Origin of the sequence: Bacillus sp. FJAT-53060 (genome assembly GCF_037104745.1) — a bacterium.
In the GTDB taxonomy this organism is placed as follows: Bacteria; Bacillota; Bacilli; order Bacillales; family Bacillaceae; genus Bacillus; species Bacillus stratosphericus_B.
The window spans coordinates 45,178-65,989 of record NZ_JBAWSW010000011.1 but is presented as its reverse complement, the minus strand read 5'-3'; the positions used below and the strand labels follow the sequence as shown (position 1 = coordinate 65,989).

The following is a 20,812-nucleotide window of genomic DNA, read 5'->3' as shown; positions in this document are numbered from 1 at the left end:
TCTCAAAAAGCTAGCAAACTGGACATGGAAAGGACCATGTCCAGCGTAAGACAACTGATAAATTTTATCAAAATAAGTGAAAACCCCACTTTTACTTGAAGTAAAGGTGGGGTTTGTCTACGGTCTGGAAAGCCTGTCCCCATTGGGGACAAGCTTTTTTATTTTCCGATGAATTGCTGCGTCCAGTAGTTACCATCTTTCACATAACCAACACCGATATGTGTATAGTTTTTGTTCAAAATGTTCGCTCTATGGCCTTCACTGTTCATCCAAGCTGTCATAACTTCTTGAGGTGATCTTTGACCTTGGGCAATGTTTTCACCTGCTGTTTTATATGTGATACCGAATTGCTTCATTTGATCAAATGGAGATCCGTAAGTTGGGCTTGTATGAGAGAAATAGTTTTTATCTTTCATATCTTGAGATTTTGCGCGAGCAGATTTGCTTAATTTTGTATCAACAGAAAGCGCCTTTAATCCTTGTTTTGCACGTTCTTTATTTGTTAGCTCAACGACTTCCTTTTCAAATGCATTTAAGCTGCTGTCTTCTTTCGTTGTTGGTTCTGTTTGGTCAGCTTTTGTGTTGTTATTGTTTGTGTTTTGTTTTGACGGAGTGCTTGGTTTAGAATCAGTTGGTTTGTTCACTGATTCTTGTTTTTGTTCATTTTTCGCTTTATTTACTTCCTTTACCACTTCTGTACCAGTGACAGGTTGACCGCTCTTGATCAGCTTGTTTAATAGAGCTTCAATCTCTTTTTGATTTGATTTACTTAGCTTGTTTACATCTGATGAGATATGTAATTCTGTAGCTAAAGTATGAAGATCAATAGCTTGATGCTGTTCGTGTAGGGCTTGTTTTAGATTACACTCCTTTGCATCAGCTGAATACCCTCCAGTGAACGTGATCAATGCAGCAGCTGTTAGTGCTGAAAAAAAGAATGATTTCTTCTTCATCATGTAACTCCTCCTCAAATCTTTTGTTTTGTTTTCTCACATAAAATCGTAACACGGACTTTTTGTTATAAACGTACCAGCATCCTCCATTGACAAAGCGTGTTTGTCATTTTTGTTAAAGTCATAGAAAGAGTCTCTTCATATCAAAGAATAGAAAATAATTCTATTTAAAGAAAACGACATAAACATACCAATATTTTAAAGTGTTAGTATTTTTTTTTGTAGAATAGGGATTGACAGCTTTTTTTCACTTGTTTCGCTGTAACAACTATTACAAAAGTGTTACAATAATGAGTGGTAATTGTAAAAGATTGAAAGGATGAGAGGAGCTACATAAGTGGGAGAGAAACAGCATCAAGGTGCTGCCGAGCAGAAAAAAATCAAGCGTCGGAACGCCTGGAGGATCAATCTCTTTTTCTTCGCTGTATTTAGTTTATTTGCTGGCCTGGTGATCAAGCTTGGTGTGCTGCAAATCGTCAATGGTGAGGATTATAAAAAGCAAGCAAACCGAACTGAGGTCAAAACAGCATCATACCCGTCTCCAAGAGGAAAAATGTATGACGCGAGAGGAAGAGTCGTCGTTGATAACGAGAGTGTACCTGCCATCGTTTATACATCAGAAAGCGGTGTGAAAGCGGAGGATAAGATTAAGGTAGCAAGAAAACTTGCGACTTATATAAAAATGGATACTGATTTTTTGAGAGAGCGAGACATTCGAGATTTTTGGCTAGCCAGTCACCCAAAAGAAGCGGATCAGCTAATATCAAAAGCGGAAAAAAAGGATATCGATGCAAAAGACGTCTATCCGCTTCAAGTAGAGCGTGTGCCAAAGAAAGAAGTAAAAGCGATTGAAAACGATGCAACCGAAAAAGCAGTTGCATCCATCTACCGAAGATTTACTGGCGGATATGCCTTTGAGCCTCAAATTGTCAAAGCAATGGATCCGAATGAAGAGAAAAAAGGGGACGAAAAAGTTGCTTTACTCGATGAAACAAAAGAATCAAAACAAACATCTTCAGTGAGTTTGACATACGAAGAAATTTCACTTGTATCAGAGCACCTTGATGAACTACCTGGCGTGAATGTCATCAATGACTGGACAAGAAAATATCCATATGAAAAGACACTATATAATGTTCTTGGCGGTGTGACTACACCTGAGCAAGGGATTATTAAAGAACGTGAAGATTACTATATGGCAAGAGGCTACTCGAGAAATGACCGGGTAGGAAAGAGCTATTTAGAATATCAATACGAGGATTTTCTAAATCCAGAAAAAGCAACCGTTCAATATACACAAGTCGGCGGGAAGCTGCTTGAAGAAATTAAGCGGACAGAGGGCCGAAGAGGACTTGACCTTGCGCTGACGTTTGACATGGAGCTGCAAAAGGAAGTCGACAAGATCGTCGAATCAGAGCTTAGATCTGCTAGTGCAAGAAACTATATGATGGACCGGGCATTTGTTGTGATGATGGACCCTAACACAGGTGATATTCTCGCCATGTCAGGAAAGAAAATGGACGGCAGAGAAGTCACAGATTATGCCATCGGAACATTTACGACCCAGTACGAGATGGGCTCTGTCGTCAAAGGGGCTACAGTACTCGCCGGTTATCAGGACGGAATGTCACACAATCAATCCTATATGGATACACCGCTCTATTTTGGGAGGAATGGAAAGCCGAAAAAGTCTTATAATAATCTTGGTTGGGTCAATGACCTTCAGGCCCTTCAAAAAAGTTCAAACGTCTATATGTTCCATGTAGCGATGAGAATGGCAGGTATCACCTATCAAAAGAACGGTCCGTTACCAGCAAGACCTGAACATTTACAAAAAATGAGAAATTACTATGCGCAATTCGGTCTTGGGGTAAAAACAGGAATCGACCTGCCGCAGGAATCAAGCGGAATGCAGACGCATCCTAAGACGGTCGGCGGACTCTTGCTTGATGAAGCAATTGGTCAGTATGACACGTACACACCTCTTCAGGTCGCACAATACATGTCGACAATCGCAAATGGAGGCAATCGCGTTCAGCCAAGAGTGGTGAAAAGCGTTCACCTACCAACGAATAAGGAAGAAGTAGGCTCGGTTGTGAAAAAATATGAGCCGAAGGTGCTGAACACCATTAACAACTCGAAAGCAGATATTGACCGCGTCAAAATGGGACTGAAAATGGTCACATCAGCCGGCGGAACTGCCAATGGCCGGTTCGGTAAGCATGATGTAGCAGGAAAAACGGGCACGGCCCAGACTTTTTATTATGGCGCCAACCGCAGCTGGTGGGGAAATGCTACGTACAATTTAACCTTTGGAGGATATTATCCTTCTTCTAATCCAAAGGTGGCTTTTAGTGTCGTGACACCTTATATAACAGATAAAGACCCTGTCATTAAAAACATTCCAAGTAAAATTGTTGATAAGTACGTTGAATTACAAAAGAAATATGAAAACAATAAACAGTAGGGAGCACAGCAAACAAAGTGCTCCCTTTTTACTGAAAATATGGACGTTTCACACGAGTTTGGAAGGAAAATACGGTTTTTCTAGCGAATCCTTTTTATACATCAAACTAAGGACAACCCTAAAAAATAAAAGGAGGGTCGGACGACGATGGAACAAAAAATGAAAGATTCGAATCAGCTTTACTCGAATATTGATTTACATGCCGTTCTTTCTTCTAATGGCCGTTTTCTCTACATTTCTTCCAATTGTAAGCAGCTTTTGCTCTATGAACAAAAGGATGTAATAGGGTGTTTTATGAAAGACTTTGTTCATACCGAAGATCAATTTCTCATCGAAAGTTATTTCTATAATCAGCACATGCTAGAGATTTGCCACTTTAGACTGCTTAGAAGTGATCTTACAGCTGTTTGGGTAGAAGCAAGCATTGACTTTGTTGCTTGTAATGGTTTGGACAACGAATTAGGTAGAGAAATGATCCTGAAAATGAGGGTGCTGGACGCTGAGCCCCAGAAAGCAGCATTTCAAACAAAAACAGAAGTGTCAGAACAGTCGTTAGGCAGTCTACCGGCTTTCCAAGATGTCAATGAAGCTGAAAAATTGATTGCCATGCTGCCAAATCCGTTATGTATTACGACGTTAGGGAAAATTGTGTATGCGAATGATGCGATGCTGCAATTAATGGGGCTTTGCACAAGAGATGAAATGATTGGCAAGTCTGTGTTTGATTTTATTGCAGAGGAATACCATAAGATTGTCAGAAACCGCATTACAAGGCTACAGCAGGGCCTTCCAGTCGGAATGATTGAACAAATATGGAAACGAAAAGATGGGAGCAGCATTCACATTGAAGTAAAGTCATCGCCTACGATCTATCAAAATCAGCGGGCAGAGCTTTTGCTCTTAGTGGACATCTCATCCCGTAAAAAATTCCAAACTGTCCTTCAAAAAAGCAGAGAGCGGTATCAGTTGCTTATCCAAAATTCAATTGATACGATTGCGGTCATCCATGATCATAAATGGGTGTTTATGAATGAATCGGGCATTAAATTATTTGAAGCCGAACATTACGATAAATTAATAGGAAAGGATATCTTTCATCAAATCCATTCTTGTGATCAGCAAAAAGTCAAACAGAGCTTATCGCATATTATTGAAAGAACATCAGATTCTGAGATTGTCACAATGAGCTGTCATACGTTTAAACATCGGCTTATTTATACAGAAATGGTTTGTATCCCGACGACATTCTTTGGAGAAACAGCCGTTCAAATTATTTTAAGAGATATATCCGAACGAAAGCAGACAGAAGAACTGATGCTACGCTCTGAAAAATTATCAATTGCAGGTCAATTGGCTGCGGGTATTGCACATGAAATAAGGAATCCATTAACAGCGATCAAAGGCTTTTTACAGCTCATTAAACCAAAAACAAAAGACCGTGATCAATATTTTGATATTGTCTTCTCTGAGCTAAGCAGAATTGAGATTATTTTAAGTGAGCTGTTAATGCTGGCGAAGCCACAGCAAACAGCATCGATGCAGACGCTTGATTTGAAAAAAATCATCAGCGAAGTCACAGCTTTGTTAGAAACACAGGCCAACTTAAATGGGATTTTGATGAACACAAGTGATATCGAGGAGGATCTCCTGATAAATGGGGATCAAAATCAGCTGAAGCAGGTGTTTATCAATTTAATCAAAAATGCCGTAGAATCCATGCCGGACGGAGGAAAGCTAGACATTATGGCCAAAGCAGAAAGAGATGGGATACTTGTCACGATTAGAGATGAAGGGGTCGGCATTCCTGAATCAGTGATGAAGCGGATAGGTGAGCCCTTTTTGACCACAAAAGAAAAAGGCACAGGGCTCGGGCTCATGGTGACATTTAACATTTTAGAAAATCACAATGGGACGATCCGTGTCGATAGTCAGCCTGAGAAGGGGACTGTGTTTCACATCATGTTTCCTGCAAAATAAAAACAACGGCAAGAGAGCCGTTGTTTCATCCGTCTGTTGAACGTATGGAACGTTTTTTAAGTACAAAATGTTCTAGACGGTCAAGTCCTTCTTTTAGCGTTTCAAGTGAATATGCATAGGAAAGGCGCACATATCCTTCCCCTAATGGAGAGAAAGCAGAGCCAGGTACGACAGCAAGTCTTGTACTTTCTAACAGCTCCATGCAAAAATCAAATGAACTCATCCCAAACAATTCAATGGATGGAAAAATATAAAAAGCGCCAGAAGGCTTAATGACCGGAAGCCCCATAGAAATGAGCCGATCATATACATAATCAAGTCTCTTCTTATATTGCTCTCTCATGATGAGTGCATCATCTACACCATTTGTCACCGCTTCAAGTGCCGCCTTTTGTGAGACAGACGAGGCACAAGACACATTATATTGGTGTACTTTTAATACATGGTTAGCAATAGGAGCTGCAGCAAATAAAAAGCCAATTCTCCATCCGGTCATGCTATGAGATTTTGATAGTCCGTTGACCACAATGGTCTGTTCCTTTAAGAAAGAGGCGATTGAATGATGCGGCCGATCAAATGTCAGCTCACTATAAATTTCGTCGGATAGAATAAAAATGTCTTTTCCTTCAAGCAACTGGGCAATTTCTTTCAATTCTTCTTCTGAAAGAGTGACACCTGTTGGATTTGAAGGATAAGGAAGGACAACACACTTTGTCTTTTCTGTTAATGCCTCCTCAATCAACTTGGCATTTAATTTAAAGCCAGCATTCGTTGTGTCGATATGTACTGGCGCCGCACCGCACATTCGAATGATGGGTTCATAGCCGGGGTAAACAGGTCCTGGTAAAATGACCTCATCCCCCTCAGTCAATATGGTTCGAAACGCAGCATCAATCGCCTGACTCGCGCCTGTTGTAACAATGATTTCTGACTTTGCATCATAATCAAGATTGACTTTCTTCTTGATGTATTGCTGGATTGCTTGTCTCAGCTCTAAAAAACCAGCATTATGGGTATACGAGGTGAAGTTTTCGTTGATGGCTGTTTTGGCAACTGTTTTGACATGATGCGGCGTATAAAAATCGGGCTGACCAATGGTCAATGAAACGACATCCTCATATGACGATACAAGATTTGAAAATGTTCGAATGCCTGAAATTTCAATATCCTTTACTCTTGGATTCAGCAAATGTTCCATTTCTCATCACCTTAAAAAATTTATGTTTTTATCCTATTTTACCATTCACTGCATAAATGTCACCTGTGAAAGGGTGTGGGATATCATGATATGTAGTCTATTCTCCTATCCATCACAGCATGAGAGATATTTTAAAGAAAGAGCAACATTTATTATAGCGTAACCTGCTCGGAAAATACAGACTATGATGAAGATGATTAGAGCACGGTAAAACTGCGTAACCTGAAAGAACGTGAGAATCAAGTCATGGGAATTGCTTTCACAGACATACGATTTCGTGAAGGAGTACGATGCATGGAACTATCAGCGAAGACATCTAAAATAGCGTTTCTATCTGTGGTGAGTAATACATTTGTTGTGATCCTTAAAATCATTATCGGGCTATTAACTGGATCTGTTGCTGTTTTATCAGAAGCCATTCATTCTTTTCTCGATTTAATGGCATCTTTTATTGCATTTATTTCTGTTCGTATTTCAAGAAAGCCAGCAGATTCGAAACATCCGTATGGCTATGGGAAAGTCGAAAATATTTCTGGAACCATTGAGACCCTGTTAATTTTTATTGCCGGTATTTGGATCATATACGAATGTGTTCACAAAATTTTGCATCCAGAGCCTGTCAAACTGCCTGTACTTGGAATTGGCGTCATGCTGATAGGAGCGCTCATTAATTTTGTTGTGTCGAGAGTCGTGAATAAAGAGGCAGAGCAAGTTCACTCGGTGGCCATGAAATCTAATGCGTTGCATCTTTTAACAGATGTTTATACGTCATTAGGGGTGGCATTCAGTTTATTGCTCGTTGCTTTAACAGACTGGTACTTCCTTGATCCAATCATAGGAATGGTTCTTGCACTCTTTATTATGCGTGAAGCATTTAAGCTCATGAAGGAAGCCTTCCCGCCACTTGTCGACGCACGATTAACCCCCGAGGAAGAGCAAGCAATAGAAGCTATCATTCAAGGATTCAGCCAAGAATTTATTGAATATCATGACTTTCGAACAAGACGATCTGGTGCAGAGGAATACATTGATTTCCATTTGATTGTTGATGGGAAAACAACTATTGAAGATGTTCATCAATTATGTGACCGAATTGAAGAGAGAATTCAGCTAGAATTTCCGTATGCGCAAATCTTTATTCATGTGGAACCTGAAAGTGAAAAAAGTTCACAAACGTAAAAAGGCGATCAACCTATTCTATGGTTGTATCCCTTTTTCACCCTTCATCTATGAAATGAAATCAATACCCATAAGCTGTATCGTAATCTTCATATCAAGAGAGATAAGTTGCGTCTTCATTTGACAAACCATGTTTCATGTCTAAAAAATCAGCTTCGCAAATACCTTCAATCACAGTCATTTCGTTGTTCTTTAATAGTATGACAGTTCCCATCATGAACAGCTTTCTTTAAAAAATCCTTGCCTATTTTACCATGTGAAATACGATTGTCAACACAAAATAAGATAAAAATATCACAAAATGTTAAAAATACGGTGAAAAAGAACTGGAAGCGCCATAACTTTCACGAATTTTCAGTTTTTATTCACATGAATGGATCTTAAAAAAACTGCTCTAAATATATGAAAAAGTGTAAAGCTCCATTGATCTTGCTATATTGATAAGATATAATAACGAATGATTAAAAGAAAATTATAGAAAACATACATAATAAATTTTATATATTGGCTACATCATTGTATTCTTCACAGAGAAGAAACAAGCACTTCACGATTTAATTGCAAGTACTATTGTTTAGAAGAAATCATGAGAAGAAGCACCTCTGCTATATAGTAAGGGGTGTTTTTTGAATAGATAGATTGTAAAAATAAGGCAGGTAAGGGAGATGATAGATTGAGAAGGGGAAATAAGACCGTACAGAAAAAAAGAGCAGGCTTCGGGCTGTTTTTGACAGCACCTGTTTTGGCCTGGGCCTTGTATGATTTTGCAAACACGATTTTTTCGTCGAATATGATCACCATTTTCTTCCCGTTCTACTTGCAGGAAACCATAGGAGACAGTGCGAGAATGGACCAGATCGCCAGTACATTTATCTCTTATGCGAATGCATTAGCAAGCTTTTTCCTTGTGATTTTTACACCATTATACGGAGTGCTGATCGATCATACAGGTAAAAAGAAGCGCTATATCACTGTGTTTACCCTTGTTTGTATCGCTTGTACGTTTATGATGGGAATCTTTGCTGGAATTGATTTTTCAAGTGAGTGGTATGGGCTGCCTGTCACCTTATTGGTGGTGGTCACCTTATTTGTGATCGCGAAATTTTTCTATCACTCTAGTCTTGTTTTTTATGACACCATTTTGCCTGATCTTGGGACAAAGGATGAAATCCCACTCATTTCTGGATTCGGAATTGCCGTTGGCTATTTAGGTACACTTGTTGGTCTCTCTGTTTATTTACTTTTAGGAAATGACCAGTTTCATGAAGCCTTTATCCCGACAGCTCTATTATTCTTTCTCTTCTTTCTCCCCTTTCTCTTTTTTGTGAAAGATCCTCATCCGCTGCCACAGCAAGTGAAAAAAGCATCCTTTTTTAGCGGGTATAAAGAGATTATTCGCACGTTTAAAGATATGAAGCAATACAAGCCAGCTTTTATTTTTATGATTGCTTTCTTTTTTATGAATGATGCTTTGCAGACAGCGATTGCGATGATGGCCGTTTATGCCAAAATCATTGTTGGCTTTACCGCTGGGCAATTTATTTTGCTTTATCTTGTGTCCACCGTCTCAAGTATCATCGGGTCCTTACTATTTGGATATATCACAAAAGCGATCGGGGCAAAGCGCTCGATTACAGTCGTTCATGTCATTTTAATCATTGCACTTATACTGGCTGTGACAGCTTCTACCGAATGGGTCTTCTGGGTCGCGGGAAGTTTATTTGGGATATCACTTGGCGCGAGCTGGGGGGCATCCCGGATATTGATTATTGAGTTAACACCTAAAGCAAAACGAGGACAATTCTTTGGACTCTTTGCGTTTTCTGGGAAAGTGTCCTCAATTGTCGGACCCATCATTTATGGCTCAGTCACACTGCTATTTGCAGCGCACGGAAATCTCGCAAGCCGCCTTGCGCTTGGGTCTTTACTTATCCTTGCAGCGATAGGACTTGTGATTCATCAATTCGTGGGAGAGAAAGCGTAAAGAAACGTCAACTTTTTACCCATGCTGCCGATATAAATAGTACAATCTTATATTGAAGAATAGAGGGATTTCCGTGGCTTTAAACAAACAAGACATTTTACTTGACTCTGGTACAAATGAATTGGAAATTGTGAAGTTTGAAATTGGTTCAAATCAATTCGGCATTAATGTGATGAAAGTAAGAGAAATCATTCAGCCAGTTAAGGTAACGGTTGTTCCGCACTCTCACCAAGATGTAGAAGGTATGATTAGTTTACGAGGCGAAATTTTACCAGTCATCAATCTATTTTCCTTTTTTAATGTCGAGTCAGATCAGTCAGAACAAGAAAAATACATTGTGACTGAATTCAACAAACGGAAATTTGTGTTCCATACAGGAACGGTTTCACAAATTCACCGCGTCAGCTGGGAAGAGATTGAAAAGCCAACTGCACTCAATCAAGGGATGGACCGTCATTTAACAGGTATCATTAAGCTTGATGGGAAAATGATTTTCCTTCCAGACTACGAAAAAATCATTTATGATATTGAATCCGCTTCTGGCGTAGATTCGTATCATATGTTTGACGGTGAGAAAGACGAGAGAAGAACAGGGAAGAAGCTGTATGTCGTTGAAGATTCTCCGCTTCTCATGGGATTATTAACAAATGAATTAACGGAAGCAGGCTATAAAAATATTGTCACATTTGAAGATGGCAAACAGGCATATGATCACGTCATGGATCTTGTCAGCAAAGGGATCAATTTGACAGAAGAAATTGATATGATTATTACAGATATTGAAATGCCAAAAATGGATGGTCATCGATTAACAAAACTGCTAAAGGACAATCCTTTAACGCAATCCATTCCGATTCTCATCTTCTCTTCGTTAATCACTGAAGATTTAAGACATAAAGGGGAAACAATCGGTGCAGATGATCAAATTAGTAAGCCAGAAATTCATCAGCTTATTGAAAAGGTAGATCACTTTATTATTTAATGAAAAAACCACTCGGCCCGAGTGGTTTTTTCTGTTTAAAAGTAACTTTCCCCGAGTCGTTTGAAGACGGGTTTCGTATTATGTGATTTTTGTTTTGTAGCGACAGTTTTTTCTTTTAAACCGACATACGTTTGAAGGATTTGTTTTGCTCTGTTTAATGACATATTCGCTTTCGGATTGCGATATGATTGATTTAAATTTCCTAAGTGTGGCAAAAATTCGAAGTCTTCTTTGGTTGGAGGCAGGTGAAAATAATAATCTCCAATTTCAATCAGCACGTCGGACTGTTGTTGACTATATTTGGGGTTGTTAGAGAAATGTAGGCCCACTTTTCTTCCTTTATCTTCTTGCAATATTTTTTGCAGTGCACGCTTTTTCAAAAGATAAAGGAACTTGGGGTTTGGTGCGGTTTTAGCATGGCGGTTAACAGTATAAACGGCTTTTGCGATGTTTTCTGCTGTAGGTTCTATGTCTTTAGTATGAGCATAATCGTCCATCTTTTCTCTCCTTTGTCTTTCGTCTTCTTGTGCTTAGTATAAATTATACGTTTTTATTAGTAAATTGCAAATAGAGTGATTGTAAAAAGAAAACCTTTGGTATAAAGGGGTTAGGGAGGATTATAATCTTAACATTATAGAATCCACCCCAAAACCTCCCCCAAATTATAAATTCATCGCCTATTTAAAAACTTCAACTGATTCTATTTCTAATTCTTCGAACGATTTGAGGGGCAACTGTATCAGCATAATTTAATTGAGTTAGGAGATATAGGTTTTCCATTTGTTCGCCTAATTAGTACAAGATCATTTTCTTTTAAAGGATGACCAAAGGAAAGCTTTAATTCTTTACACCAATTTTGTTCTCATTTTTTTTATTAGCATCCTCCCTTCTCTTATAGTGCGATAACTATTATTAGTTTTAGGGGGACGCAAACCATCATCATCATAGGTTTGTTTATTGTTATCATGCAATTAATAAAATTCAATGTCTTTCCATGTCAAACCTAACGTTACGCATTACTGTACGGTCTAAAATGAGAAGGCAGCATAATTTGAGATACTTTTAAGCGTTTGAGCAGCTTCAAGAAAAGCGCTTAATTGTTCGCAAGCGGTTCTTCTTCATTCATTTGGAATGGTACAGTTTAGTCTTCACATAATCACCTTGACTTAATTCGTTTTCTTTATGTTCTCAATTCGTTTTTTGAAAGAGGGATGACTTTCACGCCATTCAGATTTTCTTCCATAATCTCCATCTTCTCCTTCAATAAGGTTACTTAATTTAATCAAAGTATTGAGATACAGTGTTTTATTCTCAAGATGGGAAACAGCAAAGTGATCAGCCTGAATCTCAAATAACCGGCTGATTTTCTTTGGCAACCATTCCGTAATGAAGATCATGAGAATTACTCCTATTGGGAAAATAAGAACATATTGCCACCATCCGTTGGCAAGCATAACCTGTCTTGCATAATACATACTGATGCCCATAAATAATGTTACGATCAAAGTTAGGAACATGGTGTAGTGTGCATGTTTTAACTTCGCATGCCCCATTTCATGGTATAAGATAGCACGAATTTCATCTTTATCAAACTTATCTAACAACCCTTCTGTCACATACACATCGACTCTTCTTTTACATGGAAGTTTAAAAGAATATATCCAGGCATTCACACCCTGTTGAGAGTCTTTTTTCACCCAAATATTTACCTTTTGGTTTGTCTTATACTCAATATCCTTGCGAATATTCATGAATGCTTCCGTATTTAAAACTTCATATTTGTTTATTATTTTTTGAATGATTGAGTAACCAATAATAAATAATATGATTAGGGCGAAGTACCAGCCACAAAATAGAAAAAGGTTATCCATGATCTTCGCTTGAAACGACAAAGGAAGTAATAAATATGATCCGAAATATAGCAAAGATAATGTGGCAGCACCAAACAAAACCACTTGCTCCCTAACATTCATTAAGAACGAATTTCCTGACGCGCCTTCATTTTCTTCTAAATCTTCAGACGTATCTTTTGTAGTATACTCAAATGAATAAGCTGTCAATAAGACTGACAGGAAACTAGGTACAAGTATAGAGAGAATAATACTCAACACATAAGAGCCTGTTATTGATAGCACATATCCCATTAAGAAATAATAATTTAATCCCAAGGGAAGAAAAATGGCTAGAACAAAGGGAATAAATAATGTGAATAGGTTTTTCATAGATTCATGAAGATTAAAAAATAAAAATAACAGAGCTGGAAAAAGAATTCCCATTAATGTAATGAATATAATATATGTGGTATTATGCTTAAAATCTGTTTTGACCTTAGTAGTTTCTGTTAGATTCGTTAGACTGTATTTAGAGAAAAAAGGATTTTGCGATACCTGTTCCATCTTGATTTTATCATCATGAATAGGTACAAAACCTCTTCTTAGAAAAACTGTTGCCTTATCTTTCATTAATTTGTCAGTTTCAATTATGCTAATTCCATCCCTAGATGGAATCTCCGTGAAATGTATTTGCTTCCCCCCCCAATTGAAAGGCTGCTTCTGAACGATCTTTGGAGGAACCATCTTGATAGGTCAATAAAAAATCACCCTGATAAAGAGAATGGGAGATGAATACTTTTGGATTGTTATCTTTGTTCGAATCAAGTAGAACAAATGGAGAAACAACTGCTGAACGGATACCAACTTCAATCAAAATGACTATGATTGTAATAATGCTTGCAATAAAATAAGAAAGTGAGGCTTTTCGTACCATTTCATCACATCCTGCTGATATATAGGTGGTAGATATTCAGTAAATTAGTGGCTTTTTTCATATGGTATGGGTCACTATGGTTACTTGATTGTAATAGAACTATATGTAGTGGATGGCAAGTTTATTTCAGTCACACCTAGTGAAAACATGTTATCTCTTTTTTCAACACCAATAATTCCGACTCGTCTACATCCAAGAAAGTCTGCATCTGAAAGTGGCCGGTTATCCTCAATAAGGATTGGCTCAAGTTGAAGATAGTTTTGATTGATCTCTGATGTCCATTCAAATTGCTGTTTTTTATACCTGAATGTCTTGAAGTCTGTATTGAGACCAGGCACATTTTTTACCCATTGAAGGAAAGGTTTAAAAATAATAATGTATCATTACATGTAACCTATGCATGTAAAGGTAAAAACATAATATTTCAGAAGTAAGGATTGAAGGGCCAACTGTCTTATTTTTGTAGAAACATGAAAACCATTCATTGGTTCTTGAAGGGGTTAAGCCTAAAGAAGCTAAAAAAGACTCGCATCCGCCTATCAAATAGGTTTTCTGTATATAGCCTTCACCTCATGAAATTAACGGACCGAAGACGAAGACGAAACTTGAAGCTCTGTTAAAGTAAAAAAACGTTTTTGAGATATTTTAAATTCTTTTATGACACATTAAAACTGAATACGACGTATATCGCAACTTCAGCTACAAGTAAATAAATCATATACCTTGCGTATCTGAACACATCATTATCGTAAGCGCTTTTCTTACTTCTGAATGTCCATGCAAATAAACCTAAAACAGTTAAGGCTAAGATCACTTCAACTATTGTTAATGGAGACATTTTTATCACTTCCATCGACATTTCCATCCATAGTATCTCAACTCTATTGCAAGAGATGCTGCATTAACTTTCATCCCAGATGCATTATGCAGATAATTCATATTGCTTAGTTTTGATATATGTAAAGATGACACCATTCAAACATTGGCGGGCTATATTACCATAACTACCAATCATTTTTTTACAACACATTTACCAAAAGACGTTGCACTAGCAACCTGAAACCCAGACTTCTGAAAAGAAGAGTCCGACGCGATCAACTCTTTCAATTTCAAAGCAGCAGAGTCACCCGCCAGAACTTTTGCATCAAACAGTTCATTTTTTTAATCACATATCCTTCAACAGTCTTCTTTAATTAAAACTTTAATACTTTCTCAACTTACTTTTCTGAATAATACCATAACGGAATAGCTTTTTACCTAGGATAATGTATTTGACATATAGATTACCATAAAATGCGTTATGACATCCTTTGATATTGAAAAATAGTAAAAAAGATACATTTTAATAAGATGAATATCTTTACTTCAGACCTAGTGATTGTAATGTAAGAGGGTTTCTTTTTTACGTAGTAATGTTTTGCAGCTGAAACTGGACTTGAAGCCGGCCGGAAAAATACCAGCCGTATAATGATTGAAGCAATTCCAACTGAGAGAAGGGCTATGTTTTAAAGTTTAAATACGAAAAAAACGGTTGTTTGGTATAATTATCATAGAAAAAACAAACCAATGAGGGGGTTACTATGAAAAGAACCGAACAAAGATTACAAGCTATAGACGAACTAACTAAACAAAAGTTTCCCGCTATCTGTTAGAGAGGTTTGTTTAAAATCTTCAAGTACAGCAGAAGGTCATCTTGACCGGTTTCGTAAAAAGGGGCTTGTTGATTGGGAAGAGGGTAAGCCAAGAACATTCATTTATTACGTAAAGAAAAGCCGCCATTTGAATAATTGGTGGCTTTGTTGTTCTTATTTCGGTTCAATGTTTATCATGGTATGCTGGGAAACAAAGCAAGAAGTTTGTAGAAAACATGGGTTTCTCTATAAGCTGAGGACACCCTAAACAAGAAAGGTGTCCTTTGCTTTTGAAACAACATTTAGCAAATCATTCAGTATTATTCTGATATTCTTTCAATAGTTGGCATACCAGCAATTGGTGGAATAGAAGACGTCCACATTTTTGAAAATACATTTAATTTTTCACCTATTTCATAATGATCATCTATAGAAATAGGAACTCTTAAAATTTTCCCTTGAGCAGCAAGCTCCCACCAATTATTTTGGTAAAGGAGTGCCTCCTCTTTTGTAGGTGTATCTGCAACAATCATATATTTGTTATCTACTGAGATCACATACCCTGTAAAAGGGATCTGTTCTTGTTTTTGAACAGAAGAGATTGGGGAAGAATGATTTACCCCTTCTTTCGACTCCGCGAATGCTGGAACCCCGCCTAAAGTTAATCCACACCCCAGAGCTAAAGTTGTTGCGACTGTCGCAAGTTTTTGTTTTGTTGAAATCATATGTATAGTCTCCTTTTGTATTTTGCTACACTTATACATTTCTAAATTGGAAAGTTAATCCCTTTATAAATTGTATTATTTAACAAATATTTCACAATTTCTTCTGTTTTGTCAGATTTTAAGTAGGCACTAGAAACCTCAATCTTACCTGTTTTTTTGTTTGTGGTTGTTCCGAGTTCATTTTTAAAAGTGAGTCCCATGTTGAGAAGAATTTCCCATTGTTTTAATATTTGTTTTAATCCGTTTCATTCTTCGGTGAAATCTTCACGATTTTTAATCAGCTGCAAGACTTGGGGGAACAGAGGTCAAAACCAGGGACAAGGACAACTTAAATAGTAAACAACGCCCATTTTTTATGTAATTCCCCCTATGGTAAATATAGTTTTACAACACCACTTTATCTTTTTCAATAAATTTAGAACACAGACTAATATTCCATTTAGCTTTGCAGATTGGATGGGCTTCGCTACTACTGGTTGAGGGGATAACGAAATGTGAGGGAACAAGTTCTCCTCACAGCCGCTTGCCAGAATATGAAGAAGATTGCCAGACACCTAGCGAAGCTAAGCTAGGGGTGTGGGAGGCATTATTCAATCAAATCCATTCAACATACATATGTTACAAACAAAAAAACTTGTAGAAAAACATAGGTTTCTCTACAAGTTGAGGACTTTCTCATCAAGAAAGTCCTTTTATCGGTTCATTTATTGAACTCCCTGGCCTTTTAACTCACGCTGTACATCTAAGTCGGCAGCTTCTCTGCTGAACTTTGGAAGTGTAATGAAGTAAAAAAGGAAGACGAGTAAAATAATAATGCCCATTCCGTAATAAATATATGAAATGTTCGTGACGAGCTTTGGAAAAATGACCGCAATCAGACCTAAGGTCATGGATTGGGCAAACATCGTGAGCGGATCAACCCAGCCTGACACACGTCCCATCAGGCGAGGATGGACGATTCTTGGCATCCAGCCGCCAATGACAATGTTGATTGGCCCGATGCACGTTCCAATGAAAAATGATGTGACATAAAATAACCACAATGTATGGGTAGAACCAAGTACAAAAATGAGAATGCCTGCAATCAGAATCGGAATCGACATCAGATATTGCATCTTCACTTTTTTAGCGAGGACTGTGCCAATTCCACTTCCAACAAGAAGTCCTGCACCGATCGCAATTGTGAAAAAGGATGTATGCAATTCAAAGTCATCTGGCGACAGACCATATTTCATTGTAAACATCGGCAGAACTGCAAATGCGCCATTAACAAGACCAAAAACAAAAAATCCAAAAATTAAGGAAGCCAGTAATTTATTTTTTAAAATATAAATAATGCCTTCTTTAAAATCCTTTAGAGAAGTTTTAATGGTCATACTTCTCCAGCCTGCTTGTCCATTTGGCTGACGCGCTTCAATTGGAATGTTGCATGATCGAATCAAAATACCTGAAATCATAAAACTAACCAAATCAATGGTAATGGCACCATGAAGTCCAATGGTCTTATACATAATGGCACCTAGTCCAACACCAAATACCATAAACAGGCTAAATAGCATTTGATTTAAGCCAGCAGCTTTTGCATATTGATCTTTATTTAAGATGGCCTGAACGAGAGAGGCTTCAGCTGGATAGAAGAACTTCGTAATGGCACTTCGTATAAACAAGATCAAGAAAATAAGAGGCAGTGAATGAAAATAAATGACGATAAATAAAACAATCGTCAGCCCAGCTCGTATCCAATCACAATTCTCTGCGACTTTTTTACGATCAAAACGGTCTGCGACCACACCCACCATAAAAAAGACAAAGATCGTAGGCAGTGAATACATTAACTCTGCCAATGTGGCGTAGGCGGGCTGATGACTAAAATGGTCGAGCAAATAAAAGGCAAACGCCATATTGCCTACCGTTGTCCCCATTTGCGAGGCAAGTGCTGCAAAAAAGAGACGAACAAAATTTCTGTTTTTAAAGATATCCATAAATACGCTCCTTAACCTGAAGATCCCACTTTATATCATATAAAATTTTAACCATTCATACAATTGATTTCTCCTACTGGCTAATGGTCACAGGTGTTCCATTCGGAACGAGTGAAGCAAGTTCGATGACATTCTGATTATACATGCGAATGCACCCTCTAGAAACAGCTTTACCAATTGAAGACGGGTTATTCGTCCCGTGGATGCCGTAATGAACTTTCGAAAGGCTCAGCCAATAGGCGCCAAAGGGACCTCCTGGGTTTGGCTGTCTGTTGACAATATAATAAGAACCTGTCGGTGTCATATTTAATATTCTTCCTGTTCCAATCGGGTACGAGCGTATGAGCTGTGATCCAGAAAATAGAACGAGACGTTTCGTTGAAATTGAAACAGATATGCGGTAAGGGATCGTGCTAGGATCGGGTAACCCGGGAATGATAATGACCTCATTTTGTTCTGGCTCACGAGATTGAAGTGACGGATTTGCAGCCTTTAAGGCATCTGTCGTTGTTCGAAAATCAAGCGCTATAGAAGCAAGTGTTTCTCCACTTTTCACCGTATATCGTAGCACCAAGGACACTCCTTTTGCTTAAATAAAAGAAGCCGTGATACCCGTCACCAGATATATGATATGGACGGAATCAGGGCCCATTAAGGTTTCTCCTAACATTTGTCATGAGAAATATCTTTGTTTATACATATGCAAGAGCATGATATTTGATATATCTCCTATATGGTGCAGGAAAGGGAAATCATGGTATGATAGAAAAATAATGAATGAATAGTCATTCAAATTGTACAAAGGGGGACAAAAATATGACGAAGCAAACAGTAATTGTCACAGGAGGATCTAACGGAATGGGGAAAGCGATGGCTACCCATTTGGCACTTGGGGAGTGGAATGTCGTGATTACAGGAAGAACAGAAGAAACGCTGGAAAAGACCACAAGTGAGATTAAGCAGAAAGGCGGTTCTGTCGCTTATTTTCAAATGGATGTGCGAAATCCAGAGGATGCTGATCAAATGGTGAAGTTTGCGGTTGATACATTTGGCGATGTGGATGCCCTCATAAACAACGCGGCGGGGAACTTTTTAGTTCCGACAGAAAAACTGTCTCCTAACGGCTGGAAGGCTGTCATTGATATTGTCTTAAATGGTACATTTTTTTGCAGCCATGCAGTCGGCAATTACTGGATTCGACAAAAGAAAAGAGGAAGTATGGTTAATATGGTGGCGACTTATGCATGGGGTGCTGGTGTAGGTGTGGCTCATTCAGCAGCAGCAAAGGCAGGCGTTCTGTCTCTTACGCGAACGCTTGCAGTCGAATGGGGAAAGCAATATCGAATTCGCGTCAATGCCATCGCACCAGGGCCAATCGAGAGAACAGGCGGTGCTGATAAATTATGGGAATCCGAAGAGGCAGCGCAAAGAACATTAGACAGTGTCCCTCTTGGCAGACTTGGCACACCAGAGGAAATTGCAGAGCTTGCGAGCTTTTTATTATCTAAACATGCTTCGTATATTAACGGAGATTGTATCACAATGGATGGGGGTCAATGGCTCAACCAATCCCCATTTTGAATGACCGCGTAAGACCTGCTTTTGATGTGGTATAATCACACAAAGAGAGAAGCAGGTGATGAAAATGGTCGATCCATTGGATATTTTAACGAATATTGAAGATGTTTTACCGCACTATCAAGCGATCTTCAGTGCGGAAGAACAAAAAGTGATAGGCTATGAGATTCTAGGAAGAATGGAGTTTGAGTCTGAAACGGTTAGTCTAGGCTCCTTCTTTACGGATTCATCTATTCCTGACGAATATAAACTGGAAGTAGATCAAAAAGTACTTAGTCAAGCATTAACTCTCTTCACAACAGCGGATGAAGATTTGCTCATTTTTATTAATCATGATGCCAATGTCCTCATGTTGGATCATGGCGAAAGTTTTTTAGGGCTTTTAAAGGAATATGAAGGAAGGGGCATTCAGCTTAACCGGTTTGTCATTGAATTTACTGAACATACATTTAGCGGCGACATTGAACAGCTTTACCATACGTTGACGTATTATCGTACATATGGGATTAAAATCGCCGTATCGAATATCGGAAAAGAATGCAGTAACCTTGACCGGATTGCCCTGCTTTCACCCGATCTGTTAAAAATTGATTTACAGGCCTTAAAGGCTTTGTCTCCTTCACCTTCCTATGAATATGTCTTGTACAGCATTTCATTGCTTGCGAGAAAAATAGGGGCTGCCCTAATTTATGAAGACATTGAAGCGAATTTCCAACTGCAATATGCATGGAGAAATGGAGGGAGATATTTTCAAGGGTTCTACCTTCACGAGCCTACGGCGGAATTAATTGACCGCAACAAACGAAAAGATCAGCTTAGAGAAGAATTTCAGCAATTTATTGCTCATGAGAAAAAGAAACTTCAATCTGTCTACGAACATTCTGAAACATTTTATAAACGAATTCATCAAGCTGTCACGACCTTAAAAAAATCATGCAACACAAATAATGAACTCATACAAAAGCTGTCATTAGAACTAACCGATTGCAGTTTTCGGATTTATATGTGTAATGAGGAAGGGTTTCAAATTACTGGAAACGTATTTAAGAAAGAAAAGGAATGGCTGTTTCAGCCGGAGTATGTAGAGAAAAACTGGAGCTGGCGGCCTTATTTCCTATCAAATATTCTCCAAATGAGAATTAGCGGGAAAGGATTTTTTAGTGATATTTACAGTGATTTAGAAACTGGAGAGCGGATACGAACGTTTTCCTATCCATTAGAGGGAGATATGTATTTGTTTATAGATCTTCCGTATGCCTATCTATATGAGCAAGATGGATTGATTTAAAAGCAGTCTTAACGGCTGCTTTTTTTAATAGAAAAAAGAAATAAAAAATAGTTGACAATGAAACTGATAATCATTATCATTTAGTTATAGAGAGAAGCTACT

General features: G+C 38.2%; 17 protein-coding genes and 2 pseudogenes. 9 read left to right on the top strand and 10 right to left on the bottom strand.

Annotated elements, in window-relative coordinates; all coding sequences use genetic code 11:
* Positions 1-158: 158 nt before the first annotated feature.
* On the bottom strand, positions 159-953 hold the full coding sequence (locus WAX46_RS06525; protein ID WP_226567068.1) for a CAP domain-containing protein: 795 nt from the start codon (positions 951-953) through the stop codon (positions 159-161).
* Between the two features lie 337 nt (positions 954-1,290).
* Here WAX46_RS06525 and WAX46_RS06520 point away from each other — a divergent pair, with 337 nt between their 5' ends.
* Both WAX46_RS06520 and WAX46_RS06515 read left to right on the top strand, forming a co-directional pair.
* Entirely contained in the window at positions 1,291-3,420 is a 2,130-nt protein-coding gene (locus tag WAX46_RS06520) for a peptidoglycan D,D-transpeptidase FtsI family protein (protein ID WP_336493536.1), read from the top strand.
* Positions 3,421-3,567: 147 nt separating this feature from the next.
* A complete protein-coding gene (locus WAX46_RS06515) occupies positions 3,568-5,397 on the top strand; it encodes a PAS domain-containing protein (protein WP_336493535.1) in 1,830 nt (609 codons plus the stop codon).
* 25 nt (positions 5,398-5,422) lie between these two features.
* Here the strand turns inward: WAX46_RS06515 and WAX46_RS06510 are convergent, their stop codons facing one another.
* Complete coding sequence (locus tag WAX46_RS06510; RefSeq protein ID WP_336493534.1) at positions 5,423-6,595, bottom strand: aminotransferase A; 1,173 nt, start codon at positions 6,593-6,595, stop codon at positions 5,423-5,425.
* A gap of 294 nt (positions 6,596-6,889) precedes the next feature.
* On the opposite strand from WAX46_RS06510, the gene WAX46_RS06505 reads away from it, so the two are divergent.
* The 4 genes and pseudogenes from WAX46_RS06505 (at position 6,890) to WAX46_RS06490 (ending at position 10,740) form a co-directional block, all read left to right on the top strand.
* A complete protein-coding gene (locus WAX46_RS06505) occupies positions 6,890-7,774 on the top strand; it encodes a cation diffusion facilitator family transporter (protein WP_336493533.1) in 885 nt (294 codons plus the stop codon).
* Positions 7,775-8,268: 494 nt separating this feature from the next.
* Positions 8,269-8,352: pseudogene (locus tag WAX46_RS06500) on the top strand (RDD family protein); the annotation flags it as partial.
* A 95-nt stretch (positions 8,353-8,447) separates the two neighbouring features.
* Positions 8,448-9,758 carry an MFS transporter gene (locus WAX46_RS06495; protein ID WP_336493532.1) on the top strand — a complete coding sequence of 437 codons (1,311 nt, stop codon included), beginning with the start codon at positions 8,448-8,450 and terminating at the stop codon, positions 9,756-9,758.
* Between the two features lie 73 nt (positions 9,759-9,831).
* Entirely contained in the window at positions 9,832-10,740 is a 909-nt protein-coding gene (locus WAX46_RS06490) for a chemotaxis protein (RefSeq protein WP_226567026.1), read from the top strand.
* 35 nt (positions 10,741-10,775) lie between these two features.
* Here WAX46_RS06490 and WAX46_RS06485 read toward each other — a convergent pair whose 3' ends face one another.
* From WAX46_RS06485 to WAX46_RS06465, 5 genes are all read right to left on the bottom strand, one after another.
* Positions 10,776-11,237 carry a YkyB family protein gene (locus WAX46_RS06485; protein ID WP_226567025.1) on the bottom strand — a complete coding sequence of 154 codons (462 nt, stop codon included), beginning with the start codon at positions 11,235-11,237 and terminating at the stop codon, positions 10,776-10,778.
* A gap of 669 nt (positions 11,238-11,906) precedes the next feature.
* A complete protein-coding gene (locus WAX46_RS06480; RefSeq protein WP_336493531.1) occupies positions 11,907-13,202 on the bottom strand; it encodes a M48 family metallopeptidase in 1,296 nt (431 codons plus the stop codon).
* A 34-nt stretch (positions 13,203-13,236) separates the two neighbouring features.
* Entirely contained in the window at positions 13,237-13,506 is a 270-nt protein-coding gene (locus tag WAX46_RS06475) for a hypothetical protein (protein WP_336493530.1), read from the bottom strand.
* A gap of 80 nt (positions 13,507-13,586) precedes the next feature.
* Complete coding sequence (locus tag WAX46_RS06470) at positions 13,587-13,844, bottom strand: hypothetical protein (protein ID WP_336493529.1); 258 nt, start codon at positions 13,842-13,844, stop codon at positions 13,587-13,589.
* Positions 13,845-14,161: 317 nt separating this feature from the next.
* Entirely contained in the window at positions 14,162-14,359 is a 198-nt protein-coding gene (locus WAX46_RS06465) for a hypothetical protein (RefSeq protein WP_226567021.1), read from the bottom strand.
* An 842-nt stretch (positions 14,360-15,201) separates the two neighbouring features.
* Here WAX46_RS06465 and WAX46_RS15795 point away from each other — a divergent pair.
* Positions 15,202-15,405, top strand: a pseudogene (locus WAX46_RS15795) (hypothetical protein); the annotation flags it as partial.
* Between the two features lie 52 nt (positions 15,406-15,457).
* On the opposite strand, the gene WAX46_RS06455 reads toward WAX46_RS15795, so the two are convergent.
* The 3 genes from WAX46_RS06455 to WAX46_RS06445 form a co-directional block, all read right to left on the bottom strand.
* The gene (locus tag WAX46_RS06455; protein WP_226567020.1) at positions 15,458-15,862 is read right to left on the bottom strand and encodes a DUF3221 domain-containing protein; all 405 of its coding nucleotides are present in this window, start codon (positions 15,860-15,862) and stop codon (positions 15,458-15,460) included.
* 704 nt (positions 15,863-16,566) lie between these two features.
* Positions 16,567-17,844: an MFS transporter gene (locus tag WAX46_RS06450; RefSeq protein ID WP_336493528.1), complete on the bottom strand. Its 1,278-nt coding sequence runs from the start codon at positions 17,842-17,844 to the stop codon at positions 16,567-16,569.
* 73 nt (positions 17,845-17,917) lie between these two features.
* Entirely contained in the window at positions 17,918-18,415 is a 498-nt protein-coding gene (locus tag WAX46_RS06445; RefSeq protein ID WP_226567018.1) for a L,D-transpeptidase family protein, read from the bottom strand.
* Between the two features lie 245 nt (positions 18,416-18,660).
* Here WAX46_RS06445 and fadH point away from each other — a divergent pair, with 245 nt between their 5' ends.
* Together fadH and WAX46_RS06435 are read left to right on the top strand one after the other, a co-directional pair.
* Complete coding sequence (fadH, locus tag WAX46_RS06440) at positions 18,661-19,425, top strand: 2,4-dienoyl-CoA reductase (RefSeq protein WP_336493527.1); 765 nt, start codon at positions 18,661-18,663, stop codon at positions 19,423-19,425.
* Positions 19,426-19,489: 64 nt separating this feature from the next.
* Entirely contained in the window at positions 19,490-20,710 is a 1,221-nt protein-coding gene (locus tag WAX46_RS06435) for an EAL domain-containing protein (RefSeq protein WP_336493526.1), read from the top strand.
* The last annotated feature ends 102 nt before the right edge of the window (positions 20,711-20,812 follow it).